At 58.3% G+C, this 21,554-nt stretch carries 19 protein-coding genes; 12 read left to right on the top strand and 7 right to left on the bottom strand.

What is annotated here, in order from left to right:
• Nucleotides 1-13: 13 nt before the first annotated feature.
• Nucleotides 14-1,303 (top strand): citrate synthase, encoded by a 1,290-nt coding sequence (gene gltA / locus WG29040_RS06700; RefSeq protein WP_003446901.1) that lies wholly within the window; start codon nucleotides 14-16, stop codon nucleotides 1,301-1,303.
• 237 nt (nucleotides 1,304-1,540) lie between these two features.
• Here gltA and WG29040_RS06695 read toward each other — a convergent pair whose 3' ends face one another.
• The 3 genes from WG29040_RS06695 to WG29040_RS06685 form a co-directional block, all read right to left on the bottom strand.
• Entirely contained in the window at nucleotides 1,541-3,199 is a 1,659-nt protein-coding gene (locus WG29040_RS06695; protein WP_003446898.1) for a cation acetate symporter, read from the bottom strand.
• Nucleotides 3,196-3,507 (bottom strand): DUF485 domain-containing protein, encoded by a 312-nt coding sequence (locus tag WG29040_RS06690; protein WP_003446897.1) that lies wholly within the window; start codon nucleotides 3,505-3,507, stop codon nucleotides 3,196-3,198. The genes WG29040_RS06695 and WG29040_RS06690 overlap by 4 nt, the downstream gene beginning before the upstream one ends.
• A 223-nt stretch (nucleotides 3,508-3,730) precedes the next feature.
• Entirely contained in the window at nucleotides 3,731-4,585 is an 855-nt protein-coding gene (locus WG29040_RS06685; protein ID WP_003446895.1) for a glycine betaine ABC transporter substrate-binding protein, read from the bottom strand.
• A 293-nt stretch (nucleotides 4,586-4,878) separates the two neighbouring features.
• On the opposite strand from WG29040_RS06685, the gene WG29040_RS06680 reads away from it, so the two are divergent.
• Nucleotides 4,879-6,426, top strand: coding sequence for a beta (1-6) glucans synthase (locus WG29040_RS06680; protein WP_127195892.1), 1,548 nt, complete (start codon nucleotides 4,879-4,881; stop codon nucleotides 6,424-6,426).
• Nucleotides 6,427-6,493: 67 nt separating this feature from the next.
• Here WG29040_RS06680 and WG29040_RS06675 read toward each other — a convergent pair whose 3' ends face one another.
• Nucleotides 6,494-6,853 (bottom strand): hypothetical protein, encoded by a 360-nt coding sequence (locus WG29040_RS06675; protein WP_003446892.1) that lies wholly within the window; start codon nucleotides 6,851-6,853, stop codon nucleotides 6,494-6,496.
• A gap of 230 nt (nucleotides 6,854-7,083) precedes the next feature.
• On the opposite strand from WG29040_RS06675, the gene WG29040_RS06670 reads away from it, so the two are divergent.
• Nucleotides 7,084-8,382 carry a serine/threonine protein kinase gene (locus WG29040_RS06670; RefSeq protein WP_127195891.1) on the top strand — a complete coding sequence of 433 codons (1,299 nt, stop codon included), beginning with the start codon at nucleotides 7,084-7,086 and terminating at the stop codon, nucleotides 8,380-8,382.
• Nucleotides 8,375-9,163, top strand: a complete 789-nt coding sequence (locus WG29040_RS06665) for a VacJ family lipoprotein (protein ID WP_003446888.1) — start codon at nucleotides 8,375-8,377, stop codon at nucleotides 9,161-9,163. The genes WG29040_RS06670 and WG29040_RS06665 overlap by 8 nt, the downstream gene beginning before the upstream one ends.
• Nucleotides 9,164-9,206: 43 nt before the next feature.
• Here WG29040_RS06665 and WG29040_RS06660 read toward each other — a convergent pair whose 3' ends face one another.
• Both WG29040_RS06660 and WG29040_RS06655 read right to left on the bottom strand, forming a co-directional pair.
• Nucleotides 9,207-10,352 (bottom strand): patatin-like phospholipase family protein, encoded by a 1,146-nt coding sequence (locus tag WG29040_RS06660; protein ID WP_003446887.1) that lies wholly within the window; start codon nucleotides 10,350-10,352, stop codon nucleotides 9,207-9,209.
• Between the two features lie 27 nt (nucleotides 10,353-10,379).
• Nucleotides 10,380-11,312 (bottom strand): lipid A biosynthesis lauroyl acyltransferase, encoded by a 933-nt coding sequence (locus tag WG29040_RS06655; protein WP_003446885.1) that lies wholly within the window; start codon nucleotides 11,310-11,312, stop codon nucleotides 10,380-10,382.
• Nucleotides 11,313-11,431: 119 nt separating this feature from the next.
• On the opposite strand from WG29040_RS06655, the gene minC reads away from it, so the two are divergent.
• The 7 genes from minC to WG29040_RS06620 all read left to right on the top strand — a co-directional run bounded on the left by minC (nucleotide 11,432) and on the right by WG29040_RS06620 (nucleotide 18,376).
• On the top strand, nucleotides 11,432-12,169 hold the full coding sequence (minC, locus tag WG29040_RS06650) for a septum site-determining protein MinC (RefSeq protein WP_127195890.1): 738 nt from the start codon (nucleotides 11,432-11,434) through the stop codon (nucleotides 12,167-12,169).
• Nucleotides 12,170-12,369: 200 nt separating this feature from the next.
• Nucleotides 12,370-13,182 (top strand): septum site-determining protein MinD, encoded by an 813-nt coding sequence (minD, locus tag WG29040_RS06645; protein ID WP_003446882.1) that lies wholly within the window; start codon nucleotides 12,370-12,372, stop codon nucleotides 13,180-13,182.
• A 3-nt stretch (nucleotides 13,183-13,185) separates the two neighbouring features.
• Nucleotides 13,186-13,440: a cell division topological specificity factor MinE gene (minE, locus tag WG29040_RS06640; RefSeq protein ID WP_003446880.1), complete on the top strand. Its 255-nt coding sequence runs from the start codon at nucleotides 13,186-13,188 to the stop codon at nucleotides 13,438-13,440.
• Nucleotides 13,441-13,530: 90 nt separating this feature from the next.
• A complete protein-coding gene (locus tag WG29040_RS06635; RefSeq protein WP_003446879.1) occupies nucleotides 13,531-14,166 on the top strand; it encodes an RluA family pseudouridine synthase in 636 nt (211 codons plus the stop codon).
• Nucleotides 14,167-14,397: 231 nt separating this feature from the next.
• On the top strand, nucleotides 14,398-15,687 hold the full coding sequence (locus WG29040_RS06630; protein ID WP_003446878.1) for a M18 family aminopeptidase: 1,290 nt from the start codon (nucleotides 14,398-14,400) through the stop codon (nucleotides 15,685-15,687).
• A gap of 238 nt (nucleotides 15,688-15,925) precedes the next feature.
• Nucleotides 15,926-16,117: a hypothetical protein gene (locus tag WG29040_RS06625; protein ID WP_003446877.1), complete on the top strand. Its 192-nt coding sequence runs from the start codon at nucleotides 15,926-15,928 to the stop codon at nucleotides 16,115-16,117.
• Between the two features lie 99 nt (nucleotides 16,118-16,216).
• Entirely contained in the window at nucleotides 16,217-18,376 is a 2,160-nt protein-coding gene (locus WG29040_RS06620; RefSeq protein ID WP_003446876.1) for a mechanosensitive ion channel family protein, read from the top strand.
• A gap of 1,032 nt (nucleotides 18,377-19,408) precedes the next feature.
• Here the strand turns inward: WG29040_RS06620 and WG29040_RS06615 are convergent.
• A complete protein-coding gene (locus WG29040_RS06615; protein ID WP_003446875.1) occupies nucleotides 19,409-20,128 on the bottom strand; it encodes a UTRA domain-containing protein in 720 nt (239 codons plus the stop codon).
• Between the two features lie 335 nt (nucleotides 20,129-20,463).
• Between WG29040_RS06615 and WG29040_RS06610 the strand changes: the two genes are divergently transcribed.
• On the top strand, nucleotides 20,464-21,531 hold the full coding sequence (locus tag WG29040_RS06610) for an ABC transporter substrate-binding protein (protein WP_003446874.1): 1,068 nt from the start codon (nucleotides 20,464-20,466) through the stop codon (nucleotides 21,529-21,531).
• Nucleotides 21,532-21,554: the final 23 nt, after the last annotated feature.

The raw sequence follows: 21,554 nt of genomic DNA, 5'->3' as shown, positions 1-21,554 counted from the left end.
AATAGGAGGCCACATGGCTGACAAAAAAGCGCAGTTGATCATCGAGGGCGCAGCCCCCGTCGAGCTGCCCATTTTAACTGGCACCGTGGGTCCCGATGTAATCGATGTGCGAGGCCTTACGGCCACGGGCCGGTTCACATTTGACCCTGGCTTTATGTCGACCGCATCTTGCGAGTCGAAGATCACCTATATTGATGGTGACAACGGTATCCTGCTGCACCGCGGCTACCCGATTGAACAGCTGGCCGAACACTCTGACTATCTTGAAACCGCTTACCTGCTGCTGAACGGCGAACTGCCGACCGCAGAGCAGAAGGCTCAATTTGTCAGCACCGTGAAGAACCACACCATGGTTCACGAGCAGTTGAAGACCTTCTTCAACGGCTTCCGTCGTGACGCCCACCCGATGGCGGTCATGTGCGGTGTAGTCGGCGCCCTCTCGGCCTTCTACCACGACTCCCTGGACATCAATAACCCGCAGCATCGCGAAATCTCCGCGATCCGTCTGGTTGCCAAGATGCCTACCCTGGCAGCGATGGTTTACAAGTACTCCATGGGTCAACCCATGATGTACCCGCGTAACGACCTGACCTACGCCGAAAACTTCCTGCACATGATGTTCAACACGCCGTGCGAGATCAAACCGATCAGCCCGGTACTGGCCAAGGCAATGGATAAGATCTTTATCCTGCACGCTGACCACGAACAGAATGCTTCGACCTCCACCGTACGCCTGGCAGGTTCTTCGGGTGCCAACCCGTTCGCCTGTATCGCTGCCGGTATCGCTGCACTGTGGGGCCCTGCCCACGGCGGCGCCAACGAAGCCGTGCTGACCATGCTCGACGAAATTGGCGATGTGTCCAACATCGACAAATTCATCGCCAAGGCCAAGGACAAGAACGATCCGTTCAAACTGATGGGCTTCGGTCACCGGGTTTACAAAAACCGCGACCCGCGCGCCACGGTCATGAAGAAGACCTGCGACGAAGTACTCAAAGAGCTGGGCATCAAGAACGATCCGCAACTCGAACTGGCCATGCGCCTGGAAGAGATCGCCCTGACCGACCCGTACTTCATCGAACGCTCGCTGTACCCGAACGTCGACTTCTACTCGGGGATCATCCTCAAGGCGATCGGCATTCCAACCAGCATGTTCACCGTGATCTTCGCCCTGTCGCGTACAGTTGGCTGGATCTCGCACTGGAAAGAAATGCTCTCCAGCCCGTACAAGATTGGCCGCCCGCGCCAGCTGTACACCGGCTACGAGCAGCGTGACCTCACCAAGCTGGAAGACCGCAAGTAAGGCCTGTCCCACGATAGCGTCCTGATTGCAGCCAATACGGCCCCTGCCTCTTGATAAGAGCAGGGGCCGTATTAGTTTGGGCCGAATGTAACTGCCTGCCTGCAGGAGCGAGCTTGCTCGCGAGCTCTTGAAGCGCCGACCAACAGCCCTCGCCTACGCATCACTGAACAGCGACACAAACAAAAATCCCCCGGTCTTGCGACAGGGGGATTTTTTACATCTGCCGTTTATAGCGGATCAATGATCCACCGCCCCGCTCGCCCCCAGACCGGTCTGAGACCGTACAAATTGCGGGAAGAACAGTGCACGCTCCTTCTCTGCCGCCTTGGACTTGTCGGTGATGGAGAAGAACCAGATACCCGCGAACGCGATGATCATCGAGAACAACGCCGGGTACTCGTAAGGGAAGATGGCTTTTTCATGATGCAGGATCTGCACCCAAATGGTCGGACCCAGAATCATCAGGCCAACAGCACTGACCAGCCCCATCCAGCCGCCAATCATTGCACCGCGGGTGGTCAGGTTTTTCCAGTACATGGAAAGCAGCAGTACCGGGAAGTTACAACTGGCAGCGATGGAGAATGCCAGGCCCACCATGAACGCGATGTTCTGGCTTTCGAACAAAATACCCAAGCCAATCGCCAGCACGCCGAGGATTACGGTAGTGATTTTCGAAACGCGGATTTCATCCTTGTCGTTGGCTTTGCCTTTCTTGATCACACTGGCATACAGGTCATGGGACACCGCCGAAGCACCTGCCAGGGTCAAGCCCGCAACCACGGCCAGGATGGTGGCAAAGGCCACTGCCGAGATAAAGCCCAGGAAGATACTGCCGCCCACTGCATCGGCCAGATGCACGGCCGCCATGTTGTTGCCGCCCAGCAAGGCACCGGCCGCGTCCTTGAAGGCAGGGTTGGTGCTCACCAGCAGAATCGCGCCGAAGCCGATAATGAACGTCAGGATATAGAAGTAGCCGATAAAGCCGGTCGCGTAGAGCACGCTTTTACGGGCTTCCTTCGCATCACTGACGGTGAAGAAGCGCATCAGGATATGGGGCAGACCTGCAGTACCGAACATCAGCGCCAGCCCGAGGGAGAATGCCGAAATCGGATCCGTCACCAAGCCACCGGGGCTCATGATCGCCTCGCCTTTAGGGTGAACCTTGACGGCTTCGGCAAACAGCGAGTTGAAGTCAAAGTTAACGTGCTTCATCACCATTACGGCCATGAACGTTGCACCCGACAACAGCAGAACTGCCTTGATGATCTGTACCCAGGTGGTCGCCAGCATGCCGCCGAACAACACGTACAGGCACATCAGGATGCCAACCAGAATCACCGCAACGTGGTAGTCCAGACCGAACAGCAACTGAATCAGCTTGCCCGCCCCCACCATTTGCGCAATCAGATAAAACGCCACCACCACCAGCGAGCCACAGGCCGACAGGGAGCGAATCTGGGCCTGGCCCAATCGATAGGAGGCCACATCGGCAAAGGTGTATTTGCCCAGGTTACGCAGACGCTCCGCAATCAGGAACAGAATGATTGGCCAACCCACAAGGAAGCCGATGGAATAGATCAGACCGTCGTAGCCAGAGGTGTAAACCAGCGCGGAAATACCCAGAAAGGAGGCGGCAGACATATAGTCGCCTGCAATCGCCAGGCCGTTCTGGAAACCGGTGATTTTGCCACCGGCAGCATAATAGTCCGCTGCCGATTTATTGCGCTTGGAAGCCCAATAAGTAATGCATAGCGTTGCCCCGACAAACAGGACAAACATAATGATCGCCGAAATGTTCAGCGGCTGTTTTTGAACTTCCCCGGTCAAGGCTTCGGCTGCCCAGACGCCAGGGGCCAGGGCAGCAACGCCCAGTGTTGCCAGTAGACGCCCGATCATTGCCCCGCCTCCTTGAGAATTGCATTGTTCAGGTCATCAAATTCGCCATTGGCCCGGTGCACATAGATGCCAGTCAGAATAAAAGCCGAAACAATCAGCCCCACGCCGATAGGTATTCCCCAGGTGATGGACGAACCGGGGCTTAGTTTGGCCCCCATGATGTGTGACCCATAAGCAATCAACAGGATAAAGATGGCGTACAACCCGAGCATGATTGCCGAGAGTATCCAGGCGAAGCGTTCTCTTTTTCTAACCAGCTCCTTGAAGAGCGGACTGTTTTGAATAGAGAGGTAAATGCTGTCGTTCATTATTTTTGTCCTCGCAGCACAGATGAGATGGAACGTTTTCACTATTAGGGGGCTTCAAATTCAATTCCAGACGACTTTAGTAGTAGAGCGCCAGATTCGCTCAAGGCCCCGGTTTCTCTAGTCTGCAAGGACGATGTGCAGCCGTGCCGAACCCCGGATATGCAAAAACCGCTTGGTGTAAACACCAAACGGTCTTGTGTGCTGCGAGCTAGACACCTCGTGTTTATTTAGCGGTCCATTCGGCAACTCGCTCAGGGTGCTTGGCGACCCACTCTTTTGCCGCTGCTTCAGGTTTTGCGCCCTCCTGAATGGCCAGCATTACCTCGCCAATCTCGTCTTTGGAGTTCCAGGCAAATTTTTTCAAAAAGGCCGCAACTTCAGGGGCTTTGTTGTCCAGCTCTTTGCTGCCGATGCTGTTGACCGTTTCCGCAGCGCCATACACACCTTTCGGATCATCAAGGAAGCGCAGCTTCCACTTGGCAAACATCCAGTGCGGTACCCAGCCAGTGACGACGATCGGCTCGTTTTTAGCGTAAGCGCGACCCAGCTCCGAGGTCATGGCCGCCCCGGAACTGGCCTGCAGTTTATAGTCCAGCCCGTAGTCCTTGATCGCCTCGTCGGTTTTGAGCATGACGCCGGATCCTGCATCAATGCCGACGATTTTCTTTTTATAACCGGCATCGTCCTTGAGGTCGGCAATGGACTTGGCTGCCACATACTCAGGCACGATCAGACCAATTTTTGCGTCTTTGAAATTAGGCCCGTAATCGACAACCTTGTCCTTGTTCTTGGCCCAGTACTCGCCGTGGGTAACCGGCAACCAGGCCGACAACATGGCATCCAGCTTGCCCGTCGCTACGCCCTGCCACATGATCCCGGTGGCGACCGGCATCAGCTTCACGTCATAGCCCAGCTTCTGCTTGATCACTTCAGCCGCCACATGGGTGGTCGCCACGCTGTCGGACCAGCCGTCAACATAGCCAATATTGAGCGTCGGCTTGCTCTGGGCGTTCGCCAGCCCCGCACTCATCGCCAGCACCAAGGCAGCTCCCGCGCTCAAAATTCGTCGCATCTTCATTAGTGATTCCCCGCAGTGCAGGGCCCGACGAGTGCCGGGCCACATCAACTATTTCAGGGCCCGCCCTGCACCCCGACCCAATATGCCCCTCGATAATCAACCCCGCCCGTTCGCCGGCCTGCTCTGACGACGACCCCCAGGCACCCGCTAGCGACATCGACCGCACTGCGGCAACAGGAACCCCCATTGAATAGCGGGATGCCATCAAGGGTTACATGTCCAAACTTTACCGGGCGCGCTACGCCCTCCAATTGCAGGTAAGATGCGCGGCTTTGCTCCCATACGGCCTGACCATGTCCGCGACTGCCCGCTCCCCCGTCCTGCCCTATCTGTTCGCCTGTGTACTGGGCGTGTTTGCCATTGCCGGTTTCTGGTACGGCCTTGGCCAACCGGTGATCTTGCCCGATGCCGCCACCCCGACCCACAAACTGCAATGTGCGTCTTACACCCCGTTTGACAAGGATCAGTCGCCGTTCGACCAGCCCTTCGTGCCACGGGTTGAGCGGATGGACGCGGATCTGGCATTGCTGGCCACCCGCTTCGAATGCCTTCGCACCTACTCCCAGACAGGCCTTGAACAACTGCCCGAACTGGCACGCAAGCACGGCTTGAAGCTGATGATGGGGGCGTGGGTGAGCAGCAATGCGCAAGCGACCGCCGAAGAAGTGAAGGCACTGATTGCCTCGGCCAATGCCAACCCGGACGTGGTCACGTCTGTGATCGTCGGCAACGAAGCCTTGCTGCGCAAAGAAGTCACCGCGCCACAACTGGTCAAGCTGATCAATCAGGTCAAAAGCCAGATCAAGCAACCCGTTACCTACGCCGATGTCTGGGAGTTCTGGCTGCAACATCCGGAAATTGCCCCGGCCGTGGACTTCCTGACTATCCATCTACTGCCTTATTGGGAAGATGACCCTGCGGGCATCGACCAGGCAGTGAAGCATGTGGCGCAGATTCGCCAGGTGTTCGGCAACAAGTTCGCGCCCAAAGATATCCTGATTGGCGAAACCGGCTGGCCAAGCGAAGGACGCCAGCGTGAGACCGCCCTGCCGAGCCGGGTCAACGAGGCCAAGTTCATCCGTGGCTTCGTCAATCAAGCGGAACAGAATGGCTGGAAGTACAACCTGATCGAAGCCTTCGACCAGCCCTGGAAGCGCGGCAGCGAAGGCGCTGTCGGCGGCTACTGGGGCTTGTTTGATGCCGATCGCCAGGACAAGGGCATTCTGGCCGGACCTGTGTCCAACCTTCCGCACTGGCCCGTCTGGCTGGGACTTGGTGTGGCACTGTTCTTAAGCACCCTGGTGGTTGGCGGGCGGGCTCGCAGCACTCGCTCTGCCCTGCTGCTGCCGGCCCTGGGCGCTATTGCGGGTTGCAGCGTCGTGGCATGGGCCGAACTGGCTTCGGTCACCAGCCGTTACGCCGGAGAATGGCTATGGGCAGGCATTCTGCTCGGCTTGAATCTCATCGTATTGACCCATGGCGCTTTGGCCCTGGGTCAAAAGGATGGCTGGCGCGAGCGCCTGTTCAATGTGCTGGAACGCCGGGCCGGATGGTGGCTTGCCGCCGCGGGCTTCGCCGGAGCCGTGATGATGCTGGGGCTGGTTTTCGAACCGCGCTATCGCAGCTTCCCGAGTGCTGCACTGCTGCTGCCTGCACTGGTTTATCTGTTGCGTCCGGTACGGGGCCCGCGCCGGGAGCTGGGCCTGCTGGCATTTATCATTGGCGCCGGGATACCGATGCAGCTATATCGCGAAGGGCTTGATAATCAACAGGCCTGGGTCTGGGCACTGGTCTGCGTATTGATGGTAGCGGCGCTGTGGCGCAGTCTCAGGATTCGCTGAAAATCTGCAACGGATCGCGGGCAGGCAAGCTTCTACAAAGTGTGCTTGCCCGCGACAGTTCAGGCGCCTAGCGCGCCCTGACCAGGCGCAACCCCGCGATCACCACGGCGAACACCGCCAGACTGGCGTTATACAGCGCCAGCGCAGGAAACCCGAACAGCAAGGCCAAAACTGCCAGCGCACTGCCAACCCGCCCGCGAACAAAAAATGCGATCACCGAGGTGGCCACAGCTACCCAGCCCAGCACCCGGAAATGAATCAGCCAACCCATATTCGCCCGCAACTGGCACTCCCAGCGCGCCGCCTCTGCAACACAGGTCCCGACCCATTGCGAGTCTTCCATAAAGCCATAGCGCAGGCCATAACTGGCAGCCAGCCAAAGAGCCAGGACGGGAAGCAGCAAGATCAACGGCATACGAGCACGCATAAAAAACTCCAAGAGGCAAAACGGCGCCCAGCTTAATCTCCCCTCTTCTGTATGCAAGCCTTGCAATCAGATATCTGTTCACTAAAGTCATTCAACGTGTATCGTCTGCTAGCTTTTTGCCTGCTCTAAACGGAATCGGGGATTTAATCGTGCTGCTCAATGGCACTTTGACGGTAGCCCTGTGGTCATAGCCTGCGAATCTTCTGCGCACCTTCTTAGGGATAGTCTCCATGCTTCGTTCTCTGCCTTTCGCCGCCTTGCTCTGCGGCCTTTTATTGAGTGCGTCCGCACAGGCGGTCGATGTTGACCCCGCCACCTATGGCTACCCCCTGACCAACCCATTCGAAGCCACAATTGCGACTACACCTCCGGAAATGCGTCCGCTGCTTCCGGACGATGACGATATCGACCAGTCGGATTACAGCCTCAAGCTGCGCCCTGAACGCGAGTTCACCTTGCCCGCCAACTTCTGGGCAGTAAAAAAGCTCTCCTACCGCATGGCCAAACAGGATCATCCGGCCCCGCTGATGTTTCTGATTGCAGGCACCGGCGCGCCCTATGACAGCAGCCTCAACGAGTTCCTGAAAAAGCTCTTCTACAAGGCCGGCTACCATGTGGTGCAACTGTCATCGCCGACCAGCTATGACTTTATGAGCGCCGCTTCACGCTACGCCACGCCGGGCATCAGCCAGTACGATGCCGAAGATTTGTACCGGGTAATGCAGGCCGTGCGTGCGCAGCAGGCTAACGTCCCGGTCACCGACTACTACCTGGCCGGCTACAGCCTGGGAGCGCTGGATGCAGCGTTCGTCAGCCATCTGGATGAGACCCGAAAAACCTTCAACTTCAAAAAAGTGTTGCTGCTTAACCCGCCGGTCAATCTCTACACCTCCATCAGCAACCTCGACAAGCTGGTGCAGACCGAGGTTAAAGGCATCAACAACAGCACCACTTTCTATGAATTGCTGCTGAACAAACTGACCCGCTACTTCCAGCAAAAAGGCTATGTCGATATAAATGCCGCCCTGGTCTACGACCTGCAGAACTCCAAGGAACGCCTGACCAACGAACAGATGGCAATGCTGATCGGCACTATGTTCCGCTTCGCATCGGCCGACATCGTGTTCACCTCGGACCTGATCAACCGCCGCGGACTGATTACCCCGCCGAACTATCCGATCACCGAAGGCACCAGCCTCACACCGTTCCTCAAGCGCTCGCTGCAATGCGACTTCGACTGCTATCTCACAGAGCAGGTGATCCCGATGTGGCGCGCCAGGACTGATGGCGGCAGCCTGTTGCAACTGATCGATCAGGTCAGTCTGTACGCGCTCAAGGATTATCTGCAAAACAGCCCGAAGATCTCCGTCATGCATAACGCTGACGACATCATCCTCGGGCCTGGCGATCTTGGATTTTTGCGTAAAACCTTCGGCAATCGCCTGACGGTCTACCCGTATGGTGGCCATTGCGGCAACCTCAACTACCGTGTCAACGCTGACGCTATGCTGGAGTTCTTCCGTGGCTAAACATATTTTGCTTCTCGCCGCCCTGCTCAGCGCCGGCTATGCCCAGGCAGACAACGGCAAGACCCAGACCGAACGCACTCAGGACATCGACGGCTTTACCCAGCCGTTGAAGATGCTGCAGTTCAATCCCGGTCTTGATCAGCGTGAATTTGAACGCGCGACCATGAACGCCCTGAGCGTGTATGACCCGCTGGAGTCCATCAACCGCCGGATTTACCACTTCAACTACCGCTTCGACCAATGGGTCTTCCTGCCAGTGGTTGATGGTTACCGCTATGTCACCCCGAGTTTCCTGCGTACCGGGGTGAGCAACTTTTTCAACAACCTGGGTGATGTACCCAACCTGTTCAACAGCCTGCTGCAACTCAAGGGACATCGCTCCCTGGAGACCACAGGACGCTTGCTGCTGAACACCACGCTGGGCGTGGGCGGCTTGTGGGACCCGGCAACTGCCATGGGCCTGCCACGCCAAAGCGAAGACTTCGGGCAAACCCTGGGCTTTTATGGTGTACCCGGTGGTGCTTACTTGATGCTGCCAATCCTCGGCCCTTCAAACCTGCGTGACACCACGGGCCTGGTGGTTGACTACGGCGTGAATCAGGAAATCAACTTCCTCAACGTGCCTCACGAAAGCACCCGGCATCCGGAAATCTGGGTACTGGGCGCTGTCGACAAGCGCTACAACACCAGCTTCCGCTATGGGCAGTTCGACTCGCCGTTTGAGTACGACAAGTTGCGCTACATCTATACCGAAGCCCGCAAACTGCAGATCGCTGAATAATCAGGTTCACAGGGCTGCATGCCAGTGCAGCCCTGCCCTGAGGTTAAACCCGCAAAAATCGGCATAGCGCTTCGCGCTTGGCCATCGCATCACGCCGCCCAAGCTCAATCAATTCCCGACAATAGCCTGACTCAAACAGCAAGTAGCTCAGCACCCCTGCGCCGCTGGTTTGGGTGGCGCCCGGACCGCGCAAAAACATGCGCAACGCCGACGGCAGTTCATGCCGGTGGCGGGCCGCTATTTCGTCGATCGGCTGACTCGGGGCGATGATCAGCACCTCTACCGGCGCCAGCCCCAGATTGTCTGACTGATGCGGCAACAGGCGGGCGAAGTGGTTCATGCGCTCGAGCAGTTCAATATCACTCTCGAGGCTGTCAATGAAGGTACTGTTGAGCATGTGCCCGCCAATCTGCGCCAGCGTGGGTTGCTGAGCGTTGGAGTAGAGTTGCTGGTCGACTTGCGGGTCAGGCCCGCGCGGATTGCCGCTCACCCCCACCACCAGTACACGACTGGCCCCCAGGTGCAGGGCGGGACTGATGGGCGCAGATTGACGCACCGCGCCGTCACCGAAGTACTCCTGCCCGACCTTGACCGGGGCAAACAATAGCGGGATGGCGGAGCTGGCCAGCAGATGATCCACCGTCAATGCCGTAGGCAAACCAATACGCCGGTGGCGCAACCAGCCATCGATTGCCACCTGCCCTTGATAGAAGGTCACCGCCTGGCCCGAGGTATAACCAAACGCCGTCACCGCCACAGCCCGCAACTGCTGCTCGGCAATTGCCTGATCAATCCCGGCGAAATTGATTTTATCGGCAAGCAAACTGCGCAAGGGTGAACTGTTGAGCAAGGCCACGGGAACATGGGAGCCCAGCCCGAGCAGGCTGTGACTCAGAAAGCGGGCAGCCTGGTGGATCACCCCCGGCCAGTCGCTGCGCAACACCAGATGGCTCTCGAAGCCCTGCCAGAACTCAGTCAAGTGCTCGACCGCCCTGGCAAAGTCCAGCGCCCCGCTCGCCAGACTGACCGCATTTATTGCCCCGGCCGAAGTGCCGACAATGACCGGGAACGGATTAGCGCAACCGGCAGGCAGCAACTCGGCAATCGCTGCCAGTACGCCAACCTGATAAGCCGCCCGCGCACCACCTCCGGACAGGATCAGGCCCGTAACCGGAGCCAGCGGCCTCAAGGCAGCTCGCCCTTGCAGCAGACAGGCTCAACGGCGCTTGTCGTAGAGCTTGGGCTCGCCCGGCGGACGGGTTTTGAAGCGTCTATGGGCCCACAGGTATTGTTCCGGACATTCGCGTATCGCGCGCTCGACCCATTGATTGATTCGCAGGCAATCAGCCTCATCGCTTTCTCCGGGGAAATTGCTCAGGGGCGGATGAATCACCAATTTATAACCACTGCCATCCGCCAGTCTCTGCTGAGTAAAGGGCACAACCTGCGCTTTGCCCAGTTTGGCGAACTTGCTGGTAGCGGTCACAGTTGCGGCCTGAATCCCGAACAGCGGCACAAAGATACTTTGCTTGGCGCCATAGTCCTGGTCAGGTGCGTACCAGATAGCCCTTCCTGAGCGCAGCAGCTTGAGCATGCCGCGCACATCGTCGCGCTCCACTGCCAGCGAGTCGAGGTTATGTCGCTCACGCCCGCGGCGCTGGATAAAATCGAAGAGCGGGTTTTTGTGTTCGCGGTACATGCCATCAATGGTGTGTTGCTGGCCGAGCAAGGCGGCACCGATTTCCAGTGTGGTGAAGTGGAACGCCATTAAAATAACGCCCTTGCCATCCCGTTGCGCCTGCTTGAGGTGCTCCAGGCCTTCAATATGGGCCAGCCTGGCCAGGCGCGGCCTGGACCACCACCAGCTCATGGCCATTTCAAAGAAAGCGATACCGGTCGAGGCAAAATTGTCTTTGAGCAACTGCTCGCGCTCGGCGGCAGATTTCTCAGGGAAACACAGCTCAAGGTTACGCGCGGCAATGCGCCGACGCTCACCGGCTACCCGATACATCAGGGCACCCAGCACCCGGCCGATGCACAACTGCGCTTTATAGGGCAGTTGCACCACCAGCCACAGCACGCCTAAACCCAGCCACAGCAGCCAGAAACGCGGATGAAAAAAAGCAGCACGAAATTGCGGGCGATCCATTAATGATTCCGGACAGACACATGGCCGACCATTCTACATCGTTCGACCCCGCTTGCGGCCCGCGGGCGATCTCGTTATAAGTCTCAGCACTTTAAGTTACAAGCCGCGTTAAACAGACCATGAGCCCAACCGAATCGCTAGACCAAGCCCCTGTGTTCCAGCTAAAGGGCAGTATGCTCGCCATTACGGTGCTGGAACTGGCCAAAAACAACCTTGAAACCCTTGATCGCCAACTGGCAGCCAAAGTGGCTCAAGCGCCGAATTTTTTCAGCAACACCCCACTGGTGCTGGCCCTGGACAAACTGCCAGCCGGTGAAGGCGCGATCGATTTGCCCGGGCTGATGCGCGTGTGTCGCCAGCATGGCCTGCGCACCCTGGCCATTCGGGCCAGCCGCATCGAAGACATTGCCGCAGCCATCGCCATCGACCTGCCGGTCTTGCCGCCTTCAGGCGCCCGTGAGCGACCGATCGACCCGGTCGAAGTCGTAGAGCCGAAGAAACCCGAAAAACCGCCTGAACCCGTGATCAAGCCGACCAAGATCATCACCAGCCCGGTACGCGGCGGCCAGACCGTTTATGCAGAAGGCTGTGACCTGGTAGTCATCGCTTCAGTCAGCCCCGGTGCGGAACTTATGGCCGATGGCAACATCCATGTTTACGGGCCAATGCGCGGTCGTGCGCTGGCTGGACATAAAGGCAACACCAAGGCACGGATTTTTTGCCAGCAGCTGAGCGCCGAGCTGGTGTCCATTGCCGGCAAGTACAAGGTTTCGGAAGATTTGCGTCGCGACCCCTTGTGGGGTTCAGGGGTGCAAATCAGTCTGTCAAGTGACATGTTGAACATCACCCGTCTTTAACGGATACTCTCGCCATTTTCCAAGCATCTCCAAAGCGTAGGAACTCAGACTCAACCTTGTAGGAAATCAATACTCAGGCAGTGCTTATGCTGTGTAAGCCTGACCCGCAAAGATGACCCACCAGGGCTGCTCACCTGCCGTCGTGTACAGAGATGTTATTCAGGGGCTAAAAAGTCCTTTTTCCTTAGGGGTGAAACACCTTGGCCAAGATTCTAGTGGTTACATCCGGCAAGGGTGGTGTGGGTAAGACCACCACCAGCGCCGCTATCGGTACCGGCCTCGCTCTGCGCGGCCACAAAACAGTGATCGTCGACTTCGACGTCGGCCTGCGTAACCTCGACCTGATCATGGGTTGTGAGCGCCGCGTGGTGTATGACTTCGTTAACGTAGTCAACGGCGAAGCCAACCTGCAACAGGCCCTGATCAAAGACAAGCGTCTGGAAAACCTGTACGTGCTGGCTGCCAGCCAGACACGCGACAAGGATGCCCTGACCAAGGAAGGCGTCGAAAAAGTTCTTATGGAACTTAAAGAGACCTTCGAGTACGTGGTCTGCGACTCACCTGCAGGTATCGAAACCGGTGCTCACCTGGCCATGTACTTCGCCGATGAAGCGATTGTCGTGACTAACCCGGAAGTATCCTCGGTGCGTGACTCCGACCGCATGCTGGGCCTTCTGGCGAGCAAGTCGCGCCGCGCCGAACTGGGCGAAGAGCCGATCAAGGAACACCTGCTGCTGACCCGCTACAACCCTGAGCGTGTAAGCAAAGGCGAAATGCTCGGCGTTGAAGACGTCAAAGAAATTCTGGCCGTGACCCTGCTCGGTGTCATTCCCGAATCCCAGGCAGTACTCAAGGCATCCAACCAGGGCGTGCCCGTGATCCTCGATGATCAGAGTGACGCCGGACAGGCCTACGGCGACGCAGTTGATCGCTTGCTGGGCAAAACCGTGGAGCATCGGTTCCTCGATGCACAGAAGAAGGGATTCTTCGAGCGCCTGTTTGGAGGCAACTAAGCAATGAATATTTTTGACTTCTTTCGTGCCAACAAAAAGGTAAGTACCGCGTCGGTCGCGAAAGAGCGTCTACAGATCATCGTGGCGCACGAACGCGGCCAACGCAGCACCCCGGACTACTTGCCGGCTCTGCAAAAAGAGCTGGTGGAAGTAATCCGCAAGTACGTCAATATCGAGTCTGATCAAGTACAGGTTGCGCTGGAAAACCAGGGCAGCTGCTCGATTCTGGAACTCAACATCACGCTGCCAGATCGTTAATCAATCCGGCTGAAACCACGGCGACCTGGAAGTTTCTCTGCAAAGGGAAACATCCAGGTCGCCGTTGGCGTTTGTTAAGAGGCTGTTTTAATGCCGTTGTCGAACATCCACATTATCCATCAGGACGCTGGCGTTCTGGTCGTCAACAAGCCGACCCTGCTGCTTTCCGTGCCAGGCCGGGCTGAAGACAACAAAGACTGTCTGATCACCCGCCTGCAAGAGAACGGCTATCCCGAGGCGCGCATCGTCCATCGCCTGGACTGGGAAACCTCGGGGATCATTTTGCTGGCCCGTGATGCCGATACCCATCGCGAGTTGTCGCGACAGTTTCACGACCGCGAAACCGAAAAAGCCTACACCGCGCTGGCCTGGGGTCAGCCCGAACTGGACAGCGGCAGCATTGACTTGCCATTGCGTTACGATCCGCCGACCAAACCCCGGCATGTGGTCGACCACGAGTTCGGCAAAAACGCCCTGACCTTCTGGAAAGTGCTGGAGCGATGCGGCGACTACTGCCGGGTTGAACTGACGCCGATCACCGGTCGCTCGCACCAGTTGCGCGTGCATATGCTGTCTATCGGCCACCCGTTGTTGGGCGACGGCCTGTACGCCCACCCCCAGGCACTGGCAGCCTGGCCGCGCCTGTGTCTGCACGCCAGCATGCTCAGCTTCACCCACCCGCAAACGGGCGAGCGCCTGCGCTTTGAGTGCCCGGCACCTTTCTGACCGATGATGCAATCGCTGGCAAGCCGGCTCCCACAGGTGGTGTCGGCCTACCAAAAGCACCTCATTGCGGGAGCTGGCTTGCCAGCGATTCAGGCGGCGCGTCCTGCCTGAAAACAAGGTAAAGCCATCACACCCAGGCCTGCGCCCAAAGAGCCCCGCGCAGGTTTTTACACAGCAACAAATCTTCTGATCAATGCGCTAAACTCGCGGCCTTGCTGTCTGGAGTAACTTATGCGCGAAGAGTTGAACCAAGGCCTGATCGACTTTCTGAAGGCCTCCCCTACCCCGTTCCATGCCACTGCCAGTCTTGTTCAGCGTCTGGAGGCCGCCGGTTATCAGCGCCTCGACGAACGCGAAACCTGGTTCACCGAAGCCAACGGTCGCTATTACGTCACCCGCAATGACTCTTCCATTGTTGCTTTCAAGCTGGGTCGCCACTCGCCCCTGCAAGGTGGCATCCGCATGGTGGGTGCACACACAGACAGCCCGTGCCTGCGGGTCAAGCCACAACCGGAATTACAGCGCCAGGGCTTCTGGCAACTGGGCGTCGAAGTCTACGGCGGTGCCTTGCTGGCCCCCTGGTTCGACCGCGACCTGTCGTTGGCCGGGCGCGTCACCTTCCGCCGCGATGGCAAGGTCGAAAGCCAGCTGATCGACTTCCGCGCGCCTATCGCCACCATCCCCAACCTGGCCATCCATCTTAATCGCACCGCCAACGAAGGCTGGGCGATCAACCCGCAGACCGAACTGCCGCCGATTCTGGCCCAGGTTGCAGGGGATGAGCGCGCAGACTTCCGCGCCCTGCTCACTGATCAACTGGCCCGCGAGCACGGCCTGAACGCTGACGTGGTGCTGGATTACGAGCTGAGTTTCTACGACACCCAAAGTGCTGCGGTCATCGGCCTCAACGGCGATTTCATTGCCGGTGCACGCCTGGACAACCTGCTGTCGTGCTACGCAGGCCTGCAAGCCCTGCTCAACACCGAAACCGAAGAAAGCTGCCTGTTTGTGGCCAACGACCACGAAGAAGTCGGCTCGTGCTCGGCCTGCGGTGCCGACGGTCCGATGCTGGAACAAATCCTCCAGCGCCTGCTGCCTGAAGGTGACGAGTACGTACGCACCATTCAGAAATCGCTGCTGGTTTCGGCTGACAACGCCCACGGCGTGCACCCGAACTACGCCGACAAACACGACGCCAACCACGGCCCGAAACTGAATGCCGGACCGGTGATCAAAGTCAACAGCAACCAGCGCTACGCCACCAACAGCGAGACAGCCGGGTTCTTCCGTCATCTGTGCATGGCCGAAGAAGTGCCGGTACAAAGTTTCGTAGTGCGCAGCGACATGGGCTGCGGCTCGACCATTGGCCCGATTACCGCCAGCCATTTGGGTGTTCGCACCGTGGACATCGGCCTGCCGACATTCGCCATGCACTCCATTCGCGAACTGGCGGGCAGCCATGACCTGGCACACCTGGTCAAAGTGTTGAGCGCGTTTTACGCCAGCAACCAACTGCCATAAGAACTGCCCCGCAGGAGCGGGCTTGTCTGGCGATGATCTCGAGAGCGACGTTTTTAACCTGTAAGCACGTATTCTCGTAAACCATCATCGCCAGACAAGCTCGCGCCTACAAAGGCAGGGTTTACTGATGTGAGCATCATGCACCCTGGGGCAGTTGATTCATTTTTGATATATGTCACCGCACTTTCCGGGAAAGCGACCTAGACTCATGGGCATTAATTCCTTCAGGTCATTACCCATGATTGAGCTGTCCGCGTTTCACTCCATGATGATTCCAATTGTCTGCGGCATGCTGTTGCTGACCATTGGCTTCACCCTCCGTGACCGGCCCAGCGGCGTCGGCGTATTGATGATCTGGTGCGGCATGCTGCTGATTTTCGGCACTATCATCTTCAAGATTGTGGCCAAGCTCAACGAATCCTCGCTCTGACTTTCACCCTGGATCCGCGATCACTGATTTATACAAATGAATGATTGCGGGCCCTAGCGTACACTCGGCAAATCCGCACCCCTCGAGGTTGATCGCCCAGTGTTTCTTCGTCTTTTAGCCCTGCCCTATTGCCTGCTTGTCTGCTTGCTGACCCTGCTGCCCATGTCTTCGGCCCAGGCCGCCGGCATCACCAGCCTGCTCGGCAGTTCAGATAAAACCCAGGCGCAACCGACCGAGCCGCTGGGCCAGTCGCTGGACGAGGTGATCAAAAATCTCGAAAACGACCAGCAGCGCAGCAAGTTGCTGACTGACCTGAAAAAACTGCGCGACGCCACAAAAAAAGCCCAGCCCGAAGCTGAAATCGGCGTTCTGGGCCTGATCGGCAGCACCCTTTCCGACCTTGAAAAACAGTTCTCGGGCGCAGACAGCCCCACCTCTCGCTGGTCCAGGGAAATTGGCCTGGCCAAGGACGAACTGGTGGCCTTGATGCTGCCGGCAAGTCAGTGGCTGCCGATCATTTTTGCCTTCGCCTTGATCATCATGGTCTGGAGCCTGCTGGCAGCCCTGCTGATCTGGGTCAGCCACCGCGTACGCCTGCGTTTTGGCCTGAGCGAAGAACTGCCGCAACATCCCAAGGCTGTGGACATGCTGCGCTTTGCCTTGCGCAAACTGGGGCCGTGGCTGGTGGCGCTGGTGATCACGGTTTACGGCAGTTACGCCCTGCCGTCTTCGCTGGGTAAAGACCTGGCCATGGTGCTGGCCTACGCACTGGTGATCGGCACCTGCTTCTCGGCCATTTGCGTCATCGCCTTCTCGCTGCTGGACGGACCGCACCGCCATCGCGCCTTGCATATTCTGCGGCATCAGGCCTTTCGCCCGTTGTGGTGGATCGGCAGCTTCGCGGCCTTTGGCGAAGCCCTGAGCGACCCGCGACTGGTGGCCACCCTCGGCGTGCACCTGGCCCACACGGCCGCCACCTTTGCCAATGTGATGGCGGCACTGTCCACCGGTTTGTTCATCATCCGTTTCCGCCGGCCCATTGCCCACTTGATCCGCAACCAGCCATTGTCCCGGCGCCTGACCCGGCGCGCCTTGAGCGACAGCATCGAGATACTCGGTACTTACTGGTATATCGCGGCGCTGATCCTGGTGGGCATTTCTCTGTTCGCGACCTTTCTGTCAGCAGGCGATACCAGTACCGCACTGCGCCAGTCACTGATCTGCACGGTGCTGGTGGTGTTGTGCATGGTCATCAACGGGCTGGTACGACGGCATTCGCAAAGGCCCCAGCGCGGGCACAAACGCCACGCACTGTATTCCGAGCGCCTGAAAAGCTTCATCTACACCCTGGCACATCTGGTGGTGTGGCTGGTCTTCATCGAGCTGGGACTGCGGGTGTGGGGTTTGTCACTGATCAGCTTTACCGAAGGTGAAGGACATGAGATCAGCGTCAAACTGTTCGGCCTTGCCGGCACGTTACTGTTTGCCTGGCTGATCTGGATTCTCTCCGACACCGCGATCCACCATGCCCTGACCCGCTCACGCAAAGGCCTGGCCAATGCGCGTGCGCAAACCATGATGCCGCTGATCCGCAACGTTCTGTTTGCGACAATTGCCATCATTGCCCTGATCGTCGCCCTGGCCAACATGGGCATGAACGTCACCCCCCTGCTGGCTGGTGCGGGTGTGATCGGTCTGGCCATTGGTTTCGGTGCACAGTCACTGGTAGCCGACCTGATTACCGGTCTGTTCATCATCATCGAGGACTCGCTGGCCATCGACGATTACGTGGATGTCGGCGGGCATCTGGGTACGGTTGAAGGCCTGACGATCCGTACCGTGCGCCTGCGGGACATCGACGGCATCGTGCACACCATTCCGTTCAGCGAAATCAAAAGCATCAAGAACTACTCCCGTGAATTCGGCTACGCGATCTTCCGTGTGGCGATCCCCTACAACATGGAAATCGACGATGCGATCAAGCTGATGCGCGAGGTCGGTCAAAAGATGCGCACCGATCCGCTGCAGCGCCGCAACATCTGGTCGCCGCTTGAGATCCAGGGGGTTGAAAGTTTTGAATCGGGCAGCGCGATTTTGCGCGCCCGCTTCAAGACTGCGCCGATCAAGCAATGGGAAGTGTCGCGGGCGTTCAACCTGTCACTCAAACGCCATCTGGACGAAGCCGGACTGGACCTGGCCACACCGCGCCTTAGCGTACAGGTGGTGACGGCCGGCAGCGGCATATTGCAGAAGGATTGATCCATACACCAACCCGGTAACCTGTCGACGCTCGCTTGTAGACGCTGAGGGAGCTGGCTTGCCAGCGATGGAATCCAGCGAATGCCATCGCGAGGCAAGCTCGCTCCTGCAGAGTACGGGGCGGCGCTTGCAGATCCTGTGGGAGCTGGCTTGCCAGCGATGGAGTCCTGCGAATGCCATCGCGAGGCAAGCTCGCTCCTGCAGAGTGCGGGGTGTCGCTTGTAGCTCCTGTGGGAGCTGGCTTGCCAGCGATGGAATTCAGCGGTTGCCATCGCGAGGCAAGCTCGCTCCTGCAGAGTGCGGGGCGTCGCTTGCAGATCCTGTGGGAGCTGGCTTGCCAGCGATGGAATCCAGCGAATGCCATCGCGAGACAAGCTCGCTCCTGCAGAGTGCGGGGCGTCGCATGCAGATCCTGTGGGAGCTGGCTTGCCAGCGATGGAATCCAGCGAATGCCATCGCGAGGCAAGCTCGCTCCTACAAAGTACGGGGCGTCGCTTGCAGATCCTGTGGGAGCTGGCTTGCCAGCGATGGGATTCAGCGGTTGCCATCGCAAGGCAAGCTCGCTCCTGCAGAGTGCGGGGTGTCGCTTGCAGACCCTGTGGGAGCTGGCTTGCCAGCGATGGAATTCAGCGAATGCCATCGCGAGGCAAGCTCGCTCCTGCAGAGTGCGGGGCGTCGCTTGCAGACGCCTGTGGGAGCTGGCTTGCCAGCGATGGAATCCAGCGAATGCCATCGCGAGACAAGCTCGCTCCTACAAAGTACGGGGCGTCGCTTGCAGATCCTGTGGGAGCTGGCTTGCCAGCGATGGGATTCAGCGAATGCCATCGCGAGACAAGCTCGCTCCTACAGAGTGCGGGGCGTCGCTTGTAGCTCCTGTGGGAGCTGGCTTGCCAGGGATGGGATTCAGCGAATGCCATCGCGAGGCAAGCTCGCTCCTACAGAGTGCGGGGCGTCGCTTGCAGATCCTGTGGGAGCTGGCTTGCCAGCGATGGGATTCAGCGGTTGCCATCGCAAGGCAAGCTCAATCGGGGTTCAACGTTCGGCGACGTCCACTCCGATATGAATTGCATCATGTCGCCAGTACTCCAGATCGCAGTCGATCAGACGCTCGTGCTGGTCGTAATTGATCCGGGCAATTCTCAGGCCCGGACTGCCCGCAGATACTTTGAGCGTGGCCGCAGCTTCCAGCGGCAATGCGGTGGGCACTATCTCAAATCGCACCCGACCGTAATGCAAGTCGTAATGCCGGGCATACAGCTCGGTGATCGACTGCGTGAGGTCATACGCCAGGATCTGCGGGAAGTATTGCGGGTTCAGGTAGTGCTCTACATACAACACCAGGCGACCATCAATCCGCCGCCCCCGACATATGCGGATCACGCTGGACAGCGCCGGCAGTTGCAGGCGCTCACACACCGCAGCAGAAGCCGGCTGCAAACGCGCCGAAATCACCTCGGTGGTCGGCACCCTGCCCTGGGCACTGACCATGGCGTGAAAGTGACTGCGCTGCATAAGGTTGTAGGCCAGGCGCGGCGGCGACACAAACCAGCCACGCCGTTCCTCACGATAGACCAGGCCCTGGGATTCGAGCTGTAACAACGCCTCGCGCACGGTGACCCGGGTGGTGGCAAACAACTCACTGAGTTTGCGCTCCGCCGGCAGTTGGCTGCCACACGCCAGCAGGCCGTGTTCAATTTGCTCTTGCAGCGCGCGGCCGATCGCTGTCACCGCTTTGGGTGCACCCTCTCGCATCAATGTTACCTATCTGGACTAGTCCAGCACCAAATGTGGGCAGGCTTGGCCTGCGAAACCATCAACTCTTGAAGCTAGCAGCCTAGGCAGTGCAGATGACTGTTGGATGACACTCACCTTCAGTTTATCCGCCAAGGCCATACCATCCGGGGCTTTAGCCATGGTCTACGCTAAGCCGGTGCCTCAGGAAGGGCCATTAAATCGAGTTGCACAATCAATGCCGACATCAAAGTGTCATGACCGCCCCTTAACTTGGCTCAGGTATTGCTGACCTAGACCAACCCACCGCAAAAGAGCAATAAAACCCAGCGTTGAAAACGCCCAAGGAGCTTCGGATGAAACAGTTTTTCCTGGCATCACTGTTAGGCACCAGCATCGCCCTATGCACTTCGGCCATGGCTGGCGATGTGGACTTGAAAACCCTCGAAGCCGCTGCTAGGGCCGAAGGGGCAGTCAACAGTGTCGGCATGCCCGATGACTGGGCCAACTGGAAAGGCACTTGGGCTGACCTGAACAAGCTGTATGGCCTCAAGCACATCGACACCGACATGAGTTCGGCCCAGGAAGTGGCCAAGTTCGATGCTGAAAAAGACAATGCCAGCGCCGATATCGGTGACGTCGGTGCTGCCTTCGGCCCCATTGCCGTGGCCAAGGGCGTGACCCAGCCGTACAAGCCGACTACCTGGGAGCAGATCCCCGAGTGGGCCAAGGACAAGGACGGCAACTGGGCCCTGGCGTATACCGGCACCATCGCGTTCATCATCAACAAAAAACTGCTGCATGGCTCCGAAGCCCCCACCAAGTGGTCCGACCTGAAGACCGGCAAATACAAAGTCTCCATCGGTGACGTCAGCACCGCAGCCCAGGCGGCAAACGGTGTACTGGCGGCAGCCCTGGCCAACGGCGGGGATGAAAAAAACATTCAGCCTGCCTTGCTGATGTTTGCCGACATTGCCAAGCAAGGTCGCCTGTCGCTGGCCAACCCGACCATCGCCACCATGGAAAAAGGCGAAGTGGAAGTGGGCGTGGTCTGGGACTTCAACGGTCTGAGCTACCGCGACAAGATGGTCAAGCCGGATGACTACATTGTGCTGATCCCTTCTGATGGCTCGGTGATTTCCGGCTACACCACCATCATCAACAAGTACGCCAAGCATCCGAATGCCGCCAAGCTGACCCGGGAATTCATTTTCAGCGATGCCGGCCAGACCAATCTGGCGCGGGGCAATGCACGGCCGATTCGCGCCGAGCACCTGAAGCTGCCGGCTGAGGTCCAGGCCAAGTTGCTGCCTAACGAGCAGTACAAAACCGTGACTCCGATCAAAGACCCCGCCGCATGGGAAAAAACCTCCAAGGCGCTGCCACAGCAGTGGCAGGAAGAAGTCATTATCAATATGCAGTAACCCTGCAGCTTTGATCTGTGCAG

The sequence above is a fragment of the Pseudomonas sp. PAMC 29040 genome (assembly GCF_003994535.1).
GTDB classification, from domain to species: domain Bacteria; phylum Pseudomonadota; class Gammaproteobacteria; order Pseudomonadales; family Pseudomonadaceae; genus Aquipseudomonas; species Aquipseudomonas paraversuta.
This window is presented reverse-complemented; position numbering and strand designations above follow the sequence as displayed.